A 16,743-nucleotide genomic window follows, 5' to 3' on the forward strand; every position below is an offset into this window, starting at 1 on the left:
CGTCCTAGAGACCGAGGATGGTCAGCATGATGAAGGTGCCGAACAGCACGAAATGGGTCATGCCCTCGATGGCGTTGGTCTCGCCGTCGTTGAGGTTGATGGCGGCGACGATCAGGGTCACGGCCATCATCACCGTCTGCACCGGCGTCATGGCCATCTGGATCGGCTGGCCGTTGTACAGGGCGATGGCCTCCACCACCGGTACGGTGAGGATCACGGTGGACAGGCTGGCGCCCAGGGCGATGTTGATCACCGACTGCATGCGATTGGCCATGGCCGCGCGCAGGGCGGTGAGGATCTCGGGGCTGGCGGAGATCACCGCCACCACCAGCGCCGGGACCAGGGCGGGAACAGCCAGACCCTCCAGCCCGGTATCCAGCGACTTGGACATCACCTCGGCCAGGGCTCCGGTGGCGACGATGCCGACGATCAGCATGGCGATGGACAGGGTGGCGCTGCTTTCACCATGGCCGGCGGTGGCGGCTTCGCCCTCGGCAACCGGGCGCTTACGCTTCTTGTCCGGGTAGTTGTAGCTGAAGAAATAGCTGTGCGGGCCGGTCTGCATGCGCAGGAACAGGGCATAGAGCAGCGCCATGGCACCGATGGTGAAGAAGGAATAGACGTGCCACTGGGCCGAGGGAATGAATTCCGGCACCAGCATGGAGATGCTCACCGCGGTGATGATCATCACCCCGTAGCTGCGGCTGGAGTCATCGTTGTAGGCCTGCTCGCCGTGCTTGAGGCCCCCGAGCAACGCGGCCAGGCCGATGATGCCGTTCATGTCCAGCATGACCGCGGCATAGATGGTGTCGCGGGCCAGGGTCGGCGAGTGGTCGTGGCTCATCATGATCGCCAGGATGATCACCTCCACCAGCACGGCGGAGAGCGTCAGGATCATGGTGCCATAGGGATCGCCGACCTTTTCCGCCAGCAGTTCGGCGTGGTGGGCCACACGCATGGCCGCACAGATGATGGCGGCGATCAGACCGCCAGCCGCGATCAGCGCCAGGGTCTGGCCACCGCCGAGCAGCGCGTGTTCGAACACATAGGCCAGCACCGTGGCGCCAATGGCGACCAGCAGCAGGGTTTCGTCTTTGAGAGCGGCGAGCATGGAAAAGGGCGTCCTTGGTTGAGCAATGCCTTGTTACGACCGCCGTAGACGGCAAAACGCTCGCAGGCACCTCCATCCCGCTGGAGATCGCCGCCCCAGCCGGGCTCAACCCACGCGAGCAGGCGGCACCAGCCGCTTCCATACCGCCTTGGTGCCGGTCGCGCAGGCCTGGCGATAGCCCAGGGCATGGCGTTCCACCAGGAACCAGGACACCACCGCCAACGGCAGGGTGATGCCGATGGAGAGCACCACCATGGTCCAGGCCTCGATGCCGGGAATCACCGCCGCCAGGGTCTGCTGCACCGGGAAGGAATAGATGTAGAGGCCGTAGGAGTAGTCGCCTACTTCATTGAAGGCGCGGATGCGCCCGGCCGGTACGAAGGCGAGATAGAGCAGCACATAACCTAGCGTCAGGTTGTAGACCAGGTAGAAGCTGTCGCGGTCGGGCATCGCCACCGCCAGCAGCGCCACGGCGGCGACGAAGGCCGCCCGCGACAGGGGGATGTAGCCACGCAGCACATAGAAGGCACCGCCCAGGAAGAACATCTGAAACAGCCGCAGCAGGTGCGATTCGCTGGCGGAGAAGTAGTAGGCGAACAGCTTGAACAGCGCGGCGCCCGCGGCGAACAGCAGGATGGCGCGCTGGAAGTGGCGACTGTCCAGCCGCAGCCAGAGCACGAACAACCAGAGCAGCGCCAGGGCGCCATACATGCCCACCTCGAAGGGCAGCGTCCACAGCGAGCCATTGACGATGGCCTGCAGCGGATTGCCCTCGAACAGACCGGGCAGGTCGAATTCGGCGCCAGCGATCAGGCCGGTGTTCTTGAACAGATAGAACCAGGTCTGGGGATCGCTCAGATAGTCGTGCAACGGTGCCCGGGTCAGCCAGGCGCCCAGACCCAGCACGGTCAGCACCAGCATCACCAGCAGCCCTGGCACCACGCGCAGGGCACGGCCCCAGACGAAGTCGATGATATCGGCGCGGCTGAGCAGACTCTTGGTGACCAGAAAGCCACTGGTGATGAAGAAGATGTCGACCGCGATGTCGCCCAGGGTCATGCCCAGGCTCTCGCGTCCGGGTTCCGCCGTGGCGGTACCGCTGGAAATGGCGAAGCTGTGGCTGAAGACCACGGCGAGCGCCGCGATCATGCGAATCAAATTGAGATTGTTGTTCTTGCCGCCAACGTAATCCTGAACGGTCTGCACGGATACCTCACGTCTGGTGTTTGGAGCCATGCGTCCCGATTGTAGTCAGATCCAGACCCAATGCAGGCCTTATGGCCCTTTGCTGGCCCAAAGCGTGGAATGCTGGGAATTTCTGACCGCCCAAACCACCGTACATCGGTCAGCGGGAACCCGGATGCCTGCGGAAACCGATGCAAAGCGTGCGACAATCGTCCATCTTTTTCCGATTCAAGCTATCCCGAGGATCCCATGTACGACTGGCTCAATGCCCTGCCCAAGGCCGAACTGCACCTGCACCTGGAAGGCACCCTGGAGCCCGAGTTGCTGTTCAAGCTGGCCGAGCGCCATGGCGTCGCCCTGGCCTGGCCGGACGTCGAGGCCCTGCGCGCCGCTTACAACTTCGGCAACCTGCAGGAATTCCTCGACCTCTACTACGCCGGCGCCGACGTGCTGCGTACCGAGCAGGACTTCTATGACCTGACCTGGGCCTATCTGCTCAAGTGCAAGGAGCAGAACGTCATACACACCGAGCCCTTCTTCGATCCCCAGACCCACACCGATCGCGGCATTCCCTTCGAGGTGGTGGTACGCGGCATCACCCAGGCGCTGACCGACGGCGAGCAGCAGCTGGGCGTGACCAGCGGGCTGATCCTGAGCTTCCTGCGTCACCTCTCCGAAGACGCCGCCCAGGCCACCCTGGACCAGGCGCTGCCGTTCCGCGACCACTTCGTCGCCGTCGGCCTGGACAGCTCCGAGAAAGGGCATCCGCCAAGCAAGTTCAAGCGCGTCTTCGCCCGAGCCCGCGCCGAGGGTTTCCCGGCCGTGGCCCATGCGGGCGAGGAAGGCCCGCCGGAGTACATCTGGGAAGCCCTGGACCAGCTCGGCGTGGTGCGGATCGACCATGGCGTGCGCGCCTTCGAGGACGAGCGCCTGATGGATCGCCTGGTCGACCAGCAGATCCCGCTCACCGTGTGCCCGCTGTCCAACACCAAGCTCTGCGTGTTCGACGACATGAGCCAGCACACCATCCTCAAGATGCTCGACCGCGGCCTCAAGGTCACCGTCAACTCGGACGATCCGGCCTACTTCGGTGGTTACGTCACCGAGAACTTCATGGCCCTGCACGAAGGCCTGGGCATGACCCAGGCGCAGGCCCAGCGTCTGGCGCAGAACAGCCTCGACGCCCGCCTGGTGAAATGAGCATGAGCCTGACCGCTGCCGAGATCTCCTACTACGAACGCTTCGCCGAGCGCCTGGCCGATGCCGCCGCCGTGGCCATCCAGCCCTATTTCCGCGCCCAGCTGGCAGTGGACGACAAGGGCGACGCCGCCATCGCCGGCCGCCGCTACGACCCGGTGACCATCGCCGACAAGGCCGCCGAACGGGCCATGCGTGAACTCATCCAGGCCGAACACCCGGATCACGGCATCCTCGGCGAGGAAGAAGAGAACGTCGCCGGCAGCAGTCCCCTGAGCTGGGTGCTGGACCCCATCGACGGCACCCGTGCCTTCATCACCGGCCTGCCGCTGTGGGGCACCCTGGTGGCGCTCAACGACGGCAGCCGCCCGGTGATCGGGGTGATGAACCAGCCCTTCACCGGCGAACGCTACCTGGGCACCCCGGCCGGCGCCTGGCGCAACGGCGCGGCCCTGCGCACCCGGGCCTGCGCCAGCCTGGCCCAGGCCCGGCTGATGTGCACCAGCCGCGACATCTTCGACACCCCCGAGCGTCTGGCGGCCTTCGACGCCGTGGCCGCCGAGGTGCAGCTGGCCCGCTTCGGCGGTGACTGCTACGCCTACTGCATGCTGGCCTCGGGCTTCGTCGACGTCATCATCGAGGCGGGCCTGCAGCCCTACGATGTCCAGGCGCTGATCCCCATCATCGAAGGCGCCGGCGGCCGCATGACCGCCTGGGACGGCGGCGACGCCCAGCAGGGTGGTGCCATCCTCGCCTGCGGTGATCCGGCGCTGCATGCGCAGTTGGTGGAGCGGCTCAAGCTCCTGGCCTAGGACGCCCACTTTCGTAGGTTGGCGCCGAGCGCAGCGAAGCCCAACAATACAGTGCGTCCAGCCTGGCTTATGGGCGCTCTGGCTGCTTATCGAGGTTTGGGGGAGATGCTAGAACCACCAGCAGCCCTCTATAACCCGCCAGGGCCCTATAGCTAATCCTCAGCAATCGCGGCCATGGGCCGCTCCTACAGGTTAGGACTAGACCTGTAGGAGCGGCCCATGGCCGCGATTGGCGATGCTCCATTTTCCGTAGGAATGGCGATATCGGCGGACAATCAGTCAGCCCCGCCGTACCCATGCACGTCGCCTCGGATAACCTCCTTAAGCCCCCTCTAAGCCAAACCCCGTATACCGGCAGGATTCCGCCAAGAGTCATTGCCTTGCTCCCCTCCTCCTCCCCTGCCTCGCCACGCGCCGCGCGTCTGGAGCGGGCACTGCTGCTCTGCTGCCTGGTTGCCTACCTGCTCGCTGGCCTGTTCGGCCGTGGCCTGTGGAAGGCCGACGAGCCCTACTCCTTCGGCATGGTGTGGAACTTCCTCATCACGCCGGACTGGCTGATCCCGCGGGTCGGTACCGCGCCCTTCATGGAAAAGCCGCCGCTGATGTACTGGACCGGCGCCCTGGCCGCGCAGCTGTCTTCGCCCTGGTTGAGTGCACCGGACGGTGCCCGGCTGGCGGTACTGGCCTGGATGCTGGTGACCCTGGCCGCCCTGGCCTGGCTTACCCAGAGGGTGCTGCCCGGGCGTAGGCGCCAGGCCGTACTCGCCCTGCTGGGCATGTTCGGCATCGTGCAGCACAGCCATCTGCTGATCGCCGACGTGCCCCAGCTGGCCGGCGCCACCCTCGGCCTGGCTGGCCTCGCCGCGCAGTTGCACGACCGGCGCCACCCCTGGCGTCATGGCCTGCTGTGTGGCAGCGGTCTCGGCATCGCCTTCATGAGCAAGGGCCTGCTGGTACCTGGGGTACTGGGGCTCACGGGAGGACTCTGCGCGCTCTGCTGGCCCAGGCGCTTGGTCGAGCCGGAAGGTCGCCGCTGGCTGCTCGCTGCCAGCCTGGCCGCCCTGCCCTGGCTGCTGATCTGGCCATGGCTGCTCTGGCACCGGGCTCCGGAACTGTTCCATACCTGGTTGTGGACCAACAATATCGGCCGCTTCTTCGGCCTGGAGGCACGCAACAGCGACAGCGATGGCCTGGTCTCCAGCCTGGCGGACCTGGTGGCGCTGTCCTTTCCCACCGGACCGATCCTGCTCGGCGCCACGCTCTGGCAACTGCACCACCGCGGCGGCAGCCCCTTGCGACGGCTGGGCCGCCATCCCGGCCTGGCCACGGTGGTGCTCTACACGATCGTCTGCCTGGCGGTCCTGCTCAAATCAGCGGTGTTTCGCAGCCTCTATCTACTGCCGCTGTTTCCGGCCCTGGCGCTGCTGGCGGCGCGCCTGCAGCCGCCGCCGCCTCTCGCCCGGTTCGGGCGCGTTCTTGGCCTGGGCGTCTGGACGCCTCTCATCACCCTGCTGGCCCTGGGTGGCCTCGGCCTGGCGCGGGGCTGGCCGCTACCCTGGCCAGCCTTGATCCGCGATCACCTGCCGATAGGAGAACGCCTGTCGGTGAGTCTTCCGGCCTGGACCCTGGCCCTGCTGGCCCTGGTCGCCTGGGGACTGGTGCTGGGTGTGTGCCGTCGGCTGACGCCGGGCAGCGTCTGGTTCGTCGGCCTGACCGTCAGCTGGAGTCTCGCCAACAGCCTCTGGCTACCCTGGGTCGATCTGGGCAACAGCTATGCGCGGCCCTTCAGCGAGCTGCAGCGGGTACTCTCGCCCACGGCTTGCCTGGCCAGCTATGGCCTGGGCGAGTCGGAACGCGCCATGGTGCATGTCTATACCGGCTATCCGCCGCAGGAGATATCCGACCTCGCCCAGGTGCCCTGTCGAATCCTGGTGGTCCAGGACGAAAGACACGAAGCGGTGGCCATGCCCACGGGCTGGCAGGAGCTCTGGCAGGGCGCCCGCCCCGGCAATCGCAAGGAGCGCTTTCGCGCCTTTCGGATCAGCCCTTAGTTTCGGCTCGCTACCCGGGCAGGCGGTCGAGAACGTGAAGGGCCCATTCGAAGATGAAAAACCCGTAGCCCTGGACAGACTAGCTGAATCGTTTAACCTTGCCACGACAAGCTCTAGCCTGCGGATTTCAGGCGAAACGGCTCTGCGCTGCCAGACGGCCGTGCCCGGGCCATGGCTGTGCCCCTGACGTGCTAGAGTGAAAAAACGGATCGACGCTGCAACGCTCGACCGAAGGTTCGTCGACCAGGACGGTGCGAACCCGAACGAACGTGCTGCCGGAGCCGCTCGTGTTCCGGCGCAGTCGGCACGGATCAGACGCTGAAAAGGCCCAAGGAGCAGTTCGTGAATCAGGCCAGCGATTCCCCGCCACGCAAACCTCGGCAGCCCAGTCCCGCCGCCCAGCAGCGACGACAGCGCCAGATCGAGGCCAAGCGCGCCCAGATCCTCAGCGCCGCCCTCGACATCTTTTCCCGCTTCGGCCTGCATGGCGCTAGCCTGGATCAGGTGGCGCTGCAAGCGGACGTCTCCAAGACCAACCTGCTCTACTATTTCAGCAACAAGGAAGAGCTCTATCTCGCGGTGCTGCGCCAGCTGCTCGCCACCTGGCTGCGGCCCCTGCGCATCTTCAGCGAAGACCAGGAGCCCCTCGACGCCCTGCGCGGCTATCTGCGGCAGAAGCTGGAGATGTCCCGCGACCACCCCGCCGAATCCCGGTTGTTCTGCCTGGAGATGGTCCAGGGTGCGCCGTTGCTGCTGCCCGAATTGCAGAGCAGCAGCCTGCACGCCCTGATGGACGAGAAGGTCCGGGTGATCCGCGCCTGGATCGACGCCGGCCGGCTGGCACCGGTGGATCCGCATCAGCTGATGTTCAGTATCTGGGCCACCACCCAGCACTATGCGGACTTCCGGGTACAGGTACAGGCCCTGTGCGGCCGCACGCTGAAGGATCCGATCTTCTTCGACGAGGTCCTGCGCGGCCTGGAAACCCTGATCATCGACGGCCTGCGCCCACGTCCGGCCGCCTGAGCACGCCTCAGGGCACGAGGAAGAAGTCGGCGAACAACTCGCTCAGCAAGGGCCAGAGCGGTGCCGGCAGATCGTGAGCCATCTCGGCAATGAGCTCGAAGCGGGCACCGGGAATGGCCCTGGCCACGGCGCGCCCACAGGCTGGGCGCAGGAGCGGATCCCGCGCGCCATGTACTACCAGAGCCGGCGCCTGGATGCGGCGGGCGAAGGGGCGCAGGTCGCCACTGCCCAGCAGGGCGAACAGCTGCCGCTGCACCCCGTCCACGTCCATGCCGCGCGCCAGGATCCGTTGCACCAGGCGTTCGAGATCGGCATCGCTCTGGCGGTAGCTGGGGCTCTCGATACCGCGGAGCAGGTTCTTCTGTCGGGCGAGCGCCGCATCGGCCGGCAGGTCGGTCGGCGGCCGCAGCAGCAGGCTGCCAAGCAGCTTGAACGAGGGCGGCGGCAACAGCGGCTGATTCGTGGACGAGAACAGGATACCCAGGCGCGCGACCCGCTGCGGCCAGTCGGCGGCGAGGATCTGGGCGATCATGCCCCCCATGGAGCCGCCCAGCACATGGGCGCGCTCCAGCCCCAGGTGATCGAGCAGCCCGACCGCATCGGCGGCCATGGCTTCCAGGCGATAGGGCACCGCGCTGGGCTTGCCCAGCTGCGCCCGGCCCAGCACGGGCCACAACGACGGCGGTCGCCCACCGGGCCAGCTCAGCCGCGAAGACTGGCCGACGTCGCGATTGTCGAAACGGATCACCCGCAGTCCACGCCGGACCAGGGCTTCGCAGAAGCCTTCCGGCCAGAGCAGCAGCTGGGCGCCAAAGCCCATGATCAGCAGCAGCGCTGGATCGGCGGGATCGCCCCAGTCCTCGTAAGCCAGTTCGAGGGCGCCAACCCGGGCGCGACCTTCACGTATGTCCATGGCTCCCCCGCGAAATCGGTAAAGGTTCATGCTACTCCAAGGCCAGCGCGAGCAAAGCGGTAGAACCCGACGGTCACGCAGCAGCGGTGCGCTATGCTCAGGCGACCTTCTACCTGAGACCACGGCCATGCCTGCAGCGCCACTGGAATACCACCTTACCGACGAAGCCCGGGAGGACCTGCGCCAGGCCATCGCTGCGCCGCTGCGACAGTACAACGAAGCCCAGGCCGGCCCGAGCGGTTATCGGGCCCTGGTCATCAGCCTGAGCCGCGACGGCCAGCCCCTGGGCGGACTCTGGGGCTACACCAGCTATGGCTGGCTCTATGTACAGTTGCTGGCGGTGGACGAAGCCGCCCGTGGCCAGGGTGCCGGTCGCGAGCTGATGCTGCGCGCCGAGGCCGAAGCGGTAGCCCGCGGCTGCCACGGTGCCTGGCTCGACACCCACGAATTCCAGGCCCGCGGCTTCTACGAGCGCCTGGGTTATGAGGTGTTCGGCGAACTGGCGGACTATCCACCGGGCTTTGCACGGTATTTCCTGCGCAAGGCGCTGGTCTGAGCGGCCGGCTACCGAGGGACCATGCGAGCCTTATCCTTTCGAACGATGGGTCTGATAGCGCTGCTGGCGCTGGCGGGCAGCAGTCAGGCCGAACCGGGCGTCAGGGTCATCGACGGGCGCGGCTGCCTGCTAGGCCTCACCACGGGAGGGCGAACCCAAACTCAGCCGACACTGGCCTTCGTCGGCGCCCTGTACGATGAGCCAGGAGTTCGCCGGGAGGTGCTCTTGCAGATGGCGCAGACCGCCCTGGCCACCGGCTGCGCGGCCGACGAACCTGTCGACGCCGGAGGCCTGACGCCGCTCAACGCCGCCATCCTCTTCAATCGGCCGGACCTGGTCGCCCTGCTGTTGCGCTACGGCGCCGATCCGGAGCGACGTATCGCGCGCCCTGGCAAGGCATCGGATGGCTGGAATGCCTACCAGCTCCAGGCCTTCCTGAAGCAGAAGCGGTCCCTTGATCGCAGTGCCATCGACCGTTTGCTGGACGAGCAGCGCCAGCGCGCCGCGCGCCCCTGAAGTCGCTAGAACGCGGTCAGGAAATTCCCCACCCGGGCGTTCTCTTCCCCACCCTCCAGCAGGGGCACCTCGGCTTCGTCCTTGAGCTGCACCCCGGAGAGCTTGCGACGATCGGCCTCGCGCATCAGGTAGAGCAACTTGTGCGCTGCCAGGCCATAGGCGAGGCCCTCCAGGCGCACGTTGGAGATGCAGTTGCGACCGGCATCGTTGAGGCCCGGGCGCGGACCATAGGTGAAATAGAGACCGAGGCTGTCGGGCGAACTCAGGCCTGGGCGCTCGCCGATGAGCATCACCAGCAGCCGCGCCTTGAGCAGCCCGCCGATCTCGTCACCCACCGCCACCCGGCCCTGTTCCACCAGGGTGACCGGCGCCCAGCGCCAACCGTCGGCCTTGGCCTGGTCGGCCAGCCGCTCCAGGAACGGCAGGGCATGGCGATGCACTGCCAGGGCCGAGAGGCCGTCGGCGATGACCACGGCGACGTCGAAGCCATCCGGATGCTCGGCGGCATAGGCCTGGAGTTCGCGGGCGGATTCCTCCGACAGCTTGCGTCCCAGGTCGGGGCGCTGCAGATAGGTGTGTCGATCCGGCGCGGCGCTCTTGAGCACCAGGGTCTCGCGGCCCTGGGCGGTCAGGCCTTCGCGCAGCGCCTGGTGATCGAAGGCCAGGTGCACGGCATCGCGCGCCTGGGCATGGGCGGCCTGGAAGTCCAGCTGGGCGGCAGTGGGCAGGCTGGTGCCGGCGCGGCCCAGGGCGATGCGCGCCGGGGTCAGGCGACGCAATTCGGCCCAGGGATCGGGGCGGGCGGTGTCGGAGGGGTTCATGGGCAAGACTCCTGAGCGATTCGGTGTCTGTCTGGAAAGGCTGTCGCGGCCATGGGCCGCTCCTACAGGGATGGACGCTCTTGTAGGAGCGGCCCATGGCCGCGATAGTCGCGATCCTCCCTAAATCTGCGCCAACACCCGCTGGAACGGCGCGGGCAGGCCCTCGCCGAGGCAAAAGCGGCCGTCTTCCAGGCGCAGGATGCCCAGGCGATCGAGCCAGGCGGCGAATTCCGGCGCCGGTTGCAGGCCCAGCACCTGGCGGGCGTAAAGGGCGTCGTGGAAGGAGGTGGTCTGGTAGTTGAGCATCACGTCGTCCGAGCCCGGGATGCCCATGATGAAATTGATGCCCGCCGCGCCCAGCAGGGTCAGCAGCATGTCCATGTCGTCCTGGTCCGCTTCGGCATGGTTGGTGTAGCAGATGTCGCAGCCCATGGGCACGCCGAGCAGCTTGCCGCAGAAGTGATCCTCCAGGCCGGCGCGGATGATCTGCTTGCCGTTGTAGAGGTACTCCGGGCCGATGAAGCCGACCACGGTGTTCACCAGCAGCGGCTGGAATTTGCGCGCCACGGCGTAGGCGCGCACCTCGCAGGTCTGCTGATCGACGCCATGGTGGGCGCCTGCAGAAAGAGCACTGCCCTGCCCCGTCTCGAAATACATGAGGTTGTCGCCCAGGGTGCCGCGGCGCTGCGACAGCCCCGCTTCGTAACCTTCCTGCAGCAGCGCCAGGCTGATGCCGAAGCTCTCGTTGGCGCCCTGGGTCCCGGCGATGGACTGGAACACCAGGTCCACGGGCGCGCCACGTTCGATGGCGGCGATGCTGGTAGTGACGTGGGTCAGCACGCAGGCCTGGGTCGGGATCTCGTAGCGCTGGATCACCGCATCGAGCATCTTCAGCAGCTCGCAGATGCCGCCCGTGCTGTCGGTGGCCGGATTGATGCCGATCACCGCGTCGCCGTTACCGTAAAGCAGGCCGTCGAGGACGCTGGCGGCGATGCCGGCCGGATCGTCGGTGGGGTGATTGGGCTGCAGCCGGGTCGACAGCCGCCCACGCAAGCCGATGGTGTTGCGGAAACGGGTCACCACGCGGACCTTCTGGGCTACCAGGATCAGGTCCTGGATGCGCATGATCTTGGACACCGCGGCGACCATCTCCGGGGTCAGTCCCGGGGCCAGCGCAGCGAGACTGGTCTCGTCCGCCGCCGGGCCGAGCAGCCAGTCGCGAAAGCCGCCCACGGTGAGATGGGCGACCGGCGCGAAGGCCTGGGCATCATGGCTGTCGACGATCAGCCGGGTGACTTCGTCGGCCTCGTAGGGAATCACCGCTTCGCTGAGAAAGTGCTTGAGCGGCAGCTCGGCCAGGGCCATCTGCGCCGCCACCCGCTCCACGTCGCTACTCGCGGCGACTCCGGCCAGGACATCTCCCGACCGCGCCGGAGTGGCCTTGGCCATGAGCGCCTTGAGATCGGTGAAACGCCAGGTCTGGCCGCCTACACTGTGCTGGAAACCGCTCATGCTACCTCCCGGGTTGCGCTGCTCAGGCCTCGCCGAAGGCAGCGTCGGGTGCAATGTCGCCCTGTCTACGGCTGAGACCGCAGACCAGCGCCCCTATCACCATCAGCACCACGAAGACGCTGGCGATCACCGGGTTGTACCAGACCATGGCGATCAGGCAGACCACCGCCAGCACCAGGGCGATGGCTGGCACCACCGGATAGCCAGGGGCGCGGAAGGTGCGCTCCAGGTGGGGCTCGCTGCGGCGCAGCTTGAACAGGCTGAGCATGCTCATGATGTACATGACGATGGCGCCGAACACGCTCATGGTGATCATGGCGGCGGTCAGGGTCATGCCCTGCAGGCTGATCACCCCGTCGCTGAAAATGGCGGCGATGCCCACCACGCCGCCGGCCAGCACCGCCCGGTGCGGCGTCTGGAAGCGCGACAGCTTAGCCAGGCCGTGGGGCAAAAAGCCGGCGCGGGCCAGGGCGAAGAATTGCCGCGAATAGCCAAGGATGATGCCGTGGAAGCTGGCCACCAGCCCGAACAGGCCGATGCCCACCAGCAGGTGCAGCCACATGGAGCCTTCGCCCACCACCCCCTTCATGGCCTGGGGCAGCGGATCGTTGATGTTGGACAGCGCTCGCCAGTCGCCCACGCCGCCAGCGAAGATCATCACGCCGATGGCCAGGGTCACCAGGGTGAGGATGCCGGCGATATAGGCCTTGGGAATGGTGCGCTTGGGGTCCTTGGCTTCCTCGGCCGCCATGGCCGCGCCCTCGATGGCGAGAAAGAACCAGATGGCGAAGGGAATGGCGGCGAACATGCCGCCTACCGCGGCCAGGGAGAACTGGTCCTGGCCAGCCCAGCCACCGCTGGTGAAGTTGGTCAGGCTGAAGCCCGGCGCCACCACGCCCATGAAGATCAGCAGCTCGATCACCGCCAGCACCGTGACCACCAGTTCGAAGGTGGCGGCGATGCTCACCCCGAGGATGTTCAGGGTCATGAAGATAAAATAGGCCGCTACCGCGCAGAGCTTGGGATCGAAGGTGGGAAACTGCACATTGAGGTAGGCGCCGATGGCCATGGCGATGGCCGGTGGCGCGAAGACGAACTCGATCAGCGTCGCGATCCCGGCGATGGTACCGCCCCGGGGACCGAAGGCGCGGCGGCTGTAGGCGAAGGGGCCGCCGGCATGGGGAATGGCGGTGGTCAGCTCAGTGAAGCTGAAGATGAAGCAGGTGTACATCACCGCCACTACCAGCGCGGTGACCAGAAAGCCCAGGGTCCCGGCGACGCCCCAGCCATAGCTCCAGCCGAAGTACTCCCCGGAGATCACCAGACCCACGGCGATACCCCAGAGGTGCAGGGTGCCGAGGGTCGGCTTGAGTTTTTCGTTGGTCATGACAGGCCACTCCCCTTGTAGCGACGTGATCCGAATGGGCGACCGCGATCCCGCGATACCCGGCTTTTTCGAGCTTAAACAGACCAGGACCGCGCCGACTTGACCGCTCGGCACGGCCGGTGCGACCCAGGGTCAAGTCGGCGTTACCCCTCTTCCCAGGCTGCTACCCGCGACCGCACCAGCTCGGTGCGACACCCACCCTCGCGCCCCGCAATGAGGCATGCCAAGGGCCGAATACCGTGAAGCCCTCGACGTTACGGCACCTGTACCGGGTCGACGTCTGGCCCGGGGCACAGCCTTTGCTTCATTCATGCCGATCCCCTCCCTGGACCCGCCCCATGCCCCTGGCCGCTTCCGGCTTAGCCGCCCTGACCTCACCGTCGCGCAACCTCGGCGTGCTCTCTGCCGCCGCCAGCGGGCTGGATACCGTCATCACCAGCCACGGCGGCGATGTCGATCGCATCTTCGGCACCGCCGGCATCGATCCGGAACAGTTGCAGCACCCCACCCTGAGTCTGGGGCTGGGCAACTACTGCCGGGTCCTGGAAGAAGCGGCTGCCCAGTCCGGCTGCGACAATTTCGGGCTGCACTACGGGCAGCAGTTCAAGCCGCAGATGCTCGGTCTGCTGGGCTATGTGGGGCTCTGCTCGCCCACCGCCGAGGCGGCGCTGCAGAACTTCGCCGCCGCCTTTCCCTTCCACCAGCACAGCACCCTGATCCAGCTGGTGGACGCCGGCGATTGCTGGCGCTTCGACTACCAGGTGCGCCACGGCGCCATCGTTGCCCGCCGCCAGGACGCCGAGCTGACCCTGGGTATGCTGCTCAACCTCTTGCGCCATGTGCTCGGCCCGACCTGGGCGCCGCGGGCGGTGCAATTCGAACATCCCCGGCCCGAGGGCTGGCACGAGCATCGCCGGCTGTTCGATGCGGCGGTCAGCTTCGGTCACCCCTACAACGCCATGCTGGTGCCCAAGGCCGACCTGCGCGACCGCACCATGCCCGACCACGACCCATTGCTCCTGCTGGTGGTGCAGGACGCCATTCGCCAACTCGGCCAGCGCCTGCCGCAGCTGGAACTGCTCGAAGAGGTCCGCGCCTCGGTACGCCTGGCCCTGCCCCTGGGCGAACCCAGCCTGGAGACCATCGCCCAGCGTCTGGACCTGTCCACCAGCCAGCTGCAACGCCGCCTGCGCGACCAGGGAGCGAGTTTCTCGGCGCTGGTCGAAGGCGTCCGCCGCGACCTGGCTCAGCACTACCTGCGGCAGCGGCTGCCGATCACCGACCTGGCGCCGCTGCTGGGCTACTCGGAGACGAGTGCCTTTTCGCGGGCGTTTCGGCGGTGGTTTCAGGTGAGTCCGCGGCAATGGCGGGGCCTTTCGTAGAGGTTGGATCCTTGAGCGCCAGCGAAGCCCTACGTCGAGCGGCCATCCAAGCACCGGCATCGGTAGGTTGGTGCTGAGCGTAGCGAGGCCCAACGGCAACTCCTGCTCATCCGGTCAGATTCTTGCAAGGCCTTGCCCCAAACAGCCCCAACCAGAACAACGACCACCCGATGACCTCTGCCCTGCCCCCTGCCCTCTTCACCCCGGCCTGGCCGGCGCGCCTGGAGCTGGCCTATGCCCGCCAGGGCGACTGGACCCGGCCCACCACCCGCCGCCACCTCGGTCCCTTGCGTGTCCAGAAGCATCTGCACGCCGAAGGCCCCGCGGTCTGCCAGCACATCCTGGTGCATCCACCGGGCGGCATCGCCGGCGGGGATCGGCTGGACATCGACGTCAGTGTCGGCGAAAACGCCTGGGCCCAGCTCACCAGCCCCGGGGCAGCCAAGTGGTATCGCGCCGACAGCGCCGCCCACCAGCAGATCGACCTGCGCGTGGCCGCTGGCGCCACCCTGGAATGGTTGCCCCAGGAGACCATCGTCTTCTCGGGCGCCCAGGCCCATCTCGCTACCCGCATCGAGCTGGAAGGCGATGCCCGCCTCTGCTACTGGGACATCGTCGCCCTGGGCCGCCCGGCCAGTGCCGAACGCTTCACCGAAGGCCTGTTCCAGGCACACCTGGACATCCGTCGCGATGGCATCCCGTTGTGGCACGAGCGCCAGCGCCTGGTCGGCGCGGATCGGCTGCTGGACTCGCCCATCGGCCTGGCCGGCCAGCCGGTGTTCGCTACCCTGCTAATCACCGGCACCCTGGACGCCGACACCCTGGCACGCTGCCGCGACCTCGCCCTGCCGGTACGCGGCGACCTGACCCAGCTGCCCGGCCTGGTGGTCGCCCGCTGCCTGGCCGCCGAATCCCTGCAGGCCCGCGCCTGGCTGATCGAGGTGTGGCGCCTGCTGCGCCCGGCCCTGCTCGGCCGCGTGGCCATGCCGCCGCGGATCTGGAGTACCTGAGGCAGCGCCGCCCTTGTAGGCGCGGCCCATGGCCGCGATGATCGACCGACATCCCTTGACCGCATCTGCCAACCGGAACACCCATGGACCTGACGCCCCGCGAAAAAGACAAACTGCTCATCTTCACTGCCGGCCTGGTGGCCGAACGCCGCCTGGCGCGCGGGGTGAAGCTCAACTACCCGGAAGCCATGGCGCTGATCTCCGCCGCCCTGCTCGAAGGCGCCCGTGACGGTCGCACCGTGGCCGACCTGATGCACTACGGCACCACCCTGCTGACCCGCGACCAGGTGATGGAAGGCGTTCCGGAGATGATCCCGGAGATCCAGGTGGAAGCCACCTTCCCCGACGGGACCAAGCTGGTCACCGTCCACCAGCCGATTGCCTAGGGAGACCATCATGAGTCTGATCGTCCGCGACGCCACCCCTGCCGACCTGCCGGCGGTGCTGCACATCTACAACGACGCCGTCAGCAACACCACGGCGATCTGGAACGAAACCCCGGTGGACCTGGCCAACCGCCAGGCCTGGTTCGACCTGCGCGCTACCCAGGGCTATCCGATCCTGGTCGCCGAGAACGCCGAAGGGACGGTGGTGGGCTACGCCTCCTTCGGTGACTGGCGGCCCTTCGAGGGCTTTCGCCACACCGTCGAGCACTCGGTCTATATCCATCCTGACCAGCGCGGCCAGGGCATTGGCCCGCAGCTGATGATGCCGCTCATCGAACGCGCCCGCGCCTGTGACAAGCACGTGATGGTGGCCGCCATCGAGAGTGGCAACCAGGCGTCAATCCGCCTGCACGAGCGCCTGGGCTTCATCACCACTGGGCAGATGCCCCAGGTCGGCATCAAGTTCGGACGCTGGCTGGACCTCACCTTCATGCAACTGATGCTGGAGCAGCGCCCATGATCCCCGGCGAATACCAGATCCAGGACGGCGACATCGAACTCAATGCCGGCCGCCGTACCTTGAGCCTGACCGTTGCCAACAGCGGCGACCGACCGATCCAGGTGGGCTCGCACTACCACTTCCACGAAACCAATGACGCCCTGGTGTTCGACCGCGCCCTGGCCCGTGGCATGCGCCTGAACATCGCAGCCGGCACCGCCGTACGCTTCGAGCCGGGCCAGAGTCGCGAGGTAGAACTGGTCGAGCTGGCCGGCCTGCGCACCGTCTACGGCTTCGCCGGGCGGGTGATGGGCAGGTTGTAGGGACAGCCCCCTCACCCCAACCCTCTCCCTCAGGGAGAGGGGGCCAAAAGCAGACA

Annotated in this window: 17 protein-coding genes; 11 read left to right on the forward strand and 6 right to left on the reverse strand. The window is 66.9% G+C overall.

Features of this window, described 5'->3' with window-relative positions; all coding sequences use genetic code 11:
* Window positions 1-4 precede the first annotated feature (4 nt).
* A complete protein-coding gene (locus ACWPW1_RS19375) occupies window positions 5-1,111 on the reverse strand; it encodes a calcium:proton antiporter (RefSeq protein WP_059316214.1) in 1,107 nt (368 codons plus the stop codon).
* 105 nt (window positions 1,112-1,216) lie between these two features.
* Window positions 1,217-2,317: an acyltransferase family protein gene (locus ACWPW1_RS19380; protein WP_454253727.1), complete on the reverse strand. Its 1,101-nt coding sequence runs from the start codon at window positions 2,315-2,317 to the stop codon at window positions 1,217-1,219.
* Window positions 2,318-2,545: 228 nt separating this feature from the next.
* Here ACWPW1_RS19380 and ACWPW1_RS19385 point away from each other — a divergent pair, with 228 nt between their 5' ends.
* The 4 genes from ACWPW1_RS19385 to rutR all read left to right on the forward strand — a co-directional run bounded on the left by ACWPW1_RS19385 (window position 2,546) and on the right by rutR (window position 7,382).
* Window positions 2,546-3,496, forward strand: coding sequence for an adenosine deaminase (locus ACWPW1_RS19385; RefSeq protein ID WP_454253728.1), 951 nt, complete (start codon window positions 2,546-2,548; stop codon window positions 3,494-3,496).
* A 2-nt stretch (window positions 3,497-3,498) separates the two neighbouring features.
* Window positions 3,499-4,305, forward strand: a complete 807-nt coding sequence (gene hisN, locus ACWPW1_RS19390) for a histidinol-phosphatase (protein WP_434775024.1) — start codon at window positions 3,499-3,501, stop codon at window positions 4,303-4,305.
* A gap of 380 nt (window positions 4,306-4,685) precedes the next feature.
* Entirely contained in the window at window positions 4,686-6,356 is a 1,671-nt protein-coding gene (locus tag ACWPW1_RS19395; RefSeq protein WP_454253729.1) for an ArnT family glycosyltransferase, read from the forward strand.
* A 342-nt stretch (window positions 6,357-6,698) separates the two neighbouring features.
* Window positions 6,699-7,382, forward strand: a complete 684-nt coding sequence (rutR, locus tag ACWPW1_RS19400) for an HTH-type transcriptional regulator RutR (protein WP_454253730.1) — start codon at window positions 6,699-6,701, stop codon at window positions 7,380-7,382.
* 7 nt (window positions 7,383-7,389) lie between these two features.
* On the opposite strand, the gene ACWPW1_RS19405 is transcribed toward rutR, so the two are convergent.
* The gene (locus ACWPW1_RS19405; RefSeq protein ID WP_454253731.1) at window positions 7,390-8,295 is read right to left on the reverse strand and encodes an alpha/beta fold hydrolase; all 906 of its coding nucleotides are present in this window, start codon (window positions 8,293-8,295) and stop codon (window positions 7,390-7,392) included.
* Window positions 8,296-8,422: 127 nt separating this feature from the next.
* Here ACWPW1_RS19405 and ACWPW1_RS19410 point away from each other — a divergent pair, with 127 nt between their 5' ends.
* Window positions 8,423-8,851 carry a GNAT family N-acetyltransferase gene (locus ACWPW1_RS19410; protein WP_313649546.1) on the forward strand — a complete coding sequence of 143 codons (429 nt, stop codon included), beginning with the start codon at window positions 8,423-8,425 and terminating at the stop codon, window positions 8,849-8,851.
* A 21-nt stretch (window positions 8,852-8,872) separates the two neighbouring features.
* Entirely contained in the window at window positions 8,873-9,367 is a 495-nt protein-coding gene (locus tag ACWPW1_RS19415; RefSeq protein WP_454253732.1) for an ankyrin repeat domain-containing protein, read from the forward strand.
* A 5-nt stretch (window positions 9,368-9,372) separates the two neighbouring features.
* Here the strand turns inward: ACWPW1_RS19415 and eutC are convergent, their stop codons facing one another.
* The 3 genes from eutC to eat form a co-directional block, all read right to left on the reverse strand.
* Entirely contained in the window at window positions 9,373-10,188 is an 816-nt protein-coding gene (eutC, locus tag ACWPW1_RS19420) for an ethanolamine ammonia-lyase subunit EutC (RefSeq protein WP_313649548.1), read from the reverse strand.
* A gap of 120 nt (window positions 10,189-10,308) precedes the next feature.
* Window positions 10,309-11,700 (reverse strand): ethanolamine ammonia-lyase subunit EutB, encoded by a 1,392-nt coding sequence (locus tag ACWPW1_RS19425; protein ID WP_454253733.1) that lies wholly within the window; start codon window positions 11,698-11,700, stop codon window positions 10,309-10,311.
* A gap of 22 nt (window positions 11,701-11,722) precedes the next feature.
* Window positions 11,723-13,087: an ethanolamine permease gene (gene eat, locus ACWPW1_RS19430; RefSeq protein ID WP_454253734.1), complete on the reverse strand. Its 1,365-nt coding sequence runs from the start codon at window positions 13,085-13,087 to the stop codon at window positions 11,723-11,725.
* A 338-nt stretch (window positions 13,088-13,425) separates the two neighbouring features.
* On the opposite strand from eat, the gene qhpR reads away from it, so the two are divergent.
* The 5 genes from qhpR to ACWPW1_RS19455 all read left to right on the forward strand — a co-directional run bounded on the left by qhpR (window position 13,426) and on the right by ACWPW1_RS19455 (window position 16,687).
* A complete protein-coding gene (gene qhpR, locus ACWPW1_RS19435; protein ID WP_454253735.1) occupies window positions 13,426-14,469 on the forward strand; it encodes an AraC-like transcriptional regulator QhpR in 1,044 nt (347 codons plus the stop codon).
* 170 nt (window positions 14,470-14,639) lie between these two features.
* Entirely contained in the window at window positions 14,640-15,479 is an 840-nt protein-coding gene (locus ACWPW1_RS19440) for an urease accessory protein UreD (RefSeq protein WP_454253736.1), read from the forward strand.
* Window positions 15,480-15,562: 83 nt separating this feature from the next.
* Window positions 15,563-15,865: an urease subunit gamma gene (ureA, locus tag ACWPW1_RS19445; RefSeq protein WP_059316227.1), complete on the forward strand. Its 303-nt coding sequence runs from the start codon at window positions 15,563-15,565 to the stop codon at window positions 15,863-15,865.
* Between the two features lie 10 nt (window positions 15,866-15,875).
* Window positions 15,876-16,385, forward strand: coding sequence for a GNAT family N-acetyltransferase (locus ACWPW1_RS19450; RefSeq protein ID WP_059316228.1), 510 nt, complete (start codon window positions 15,876-15,878; stop codon window positions 16,383-16,385).
* On the forward strand, window positions 16,382-16,687 hold the full coding sequence (locus ACWPW1_RS19455) for an urease subunit beta (RefSeq protein WP_454253737.1): 306 nt from the start codon (window positions 16,382-16,384) through the stop codon (window positions 16,685-16,687). Before ACWPW1_RS19450 ends, ACWPW1_RS19455 begins: the two co-directional genes overlap by 4 nt.
* The last annotated feature ends 56 nt before the right edge of the window (window positions 16,688-16,743 follow it).

Source organism: Pseudomonas sp. Marseille-Q7302 (assembly GCF_965111925.1).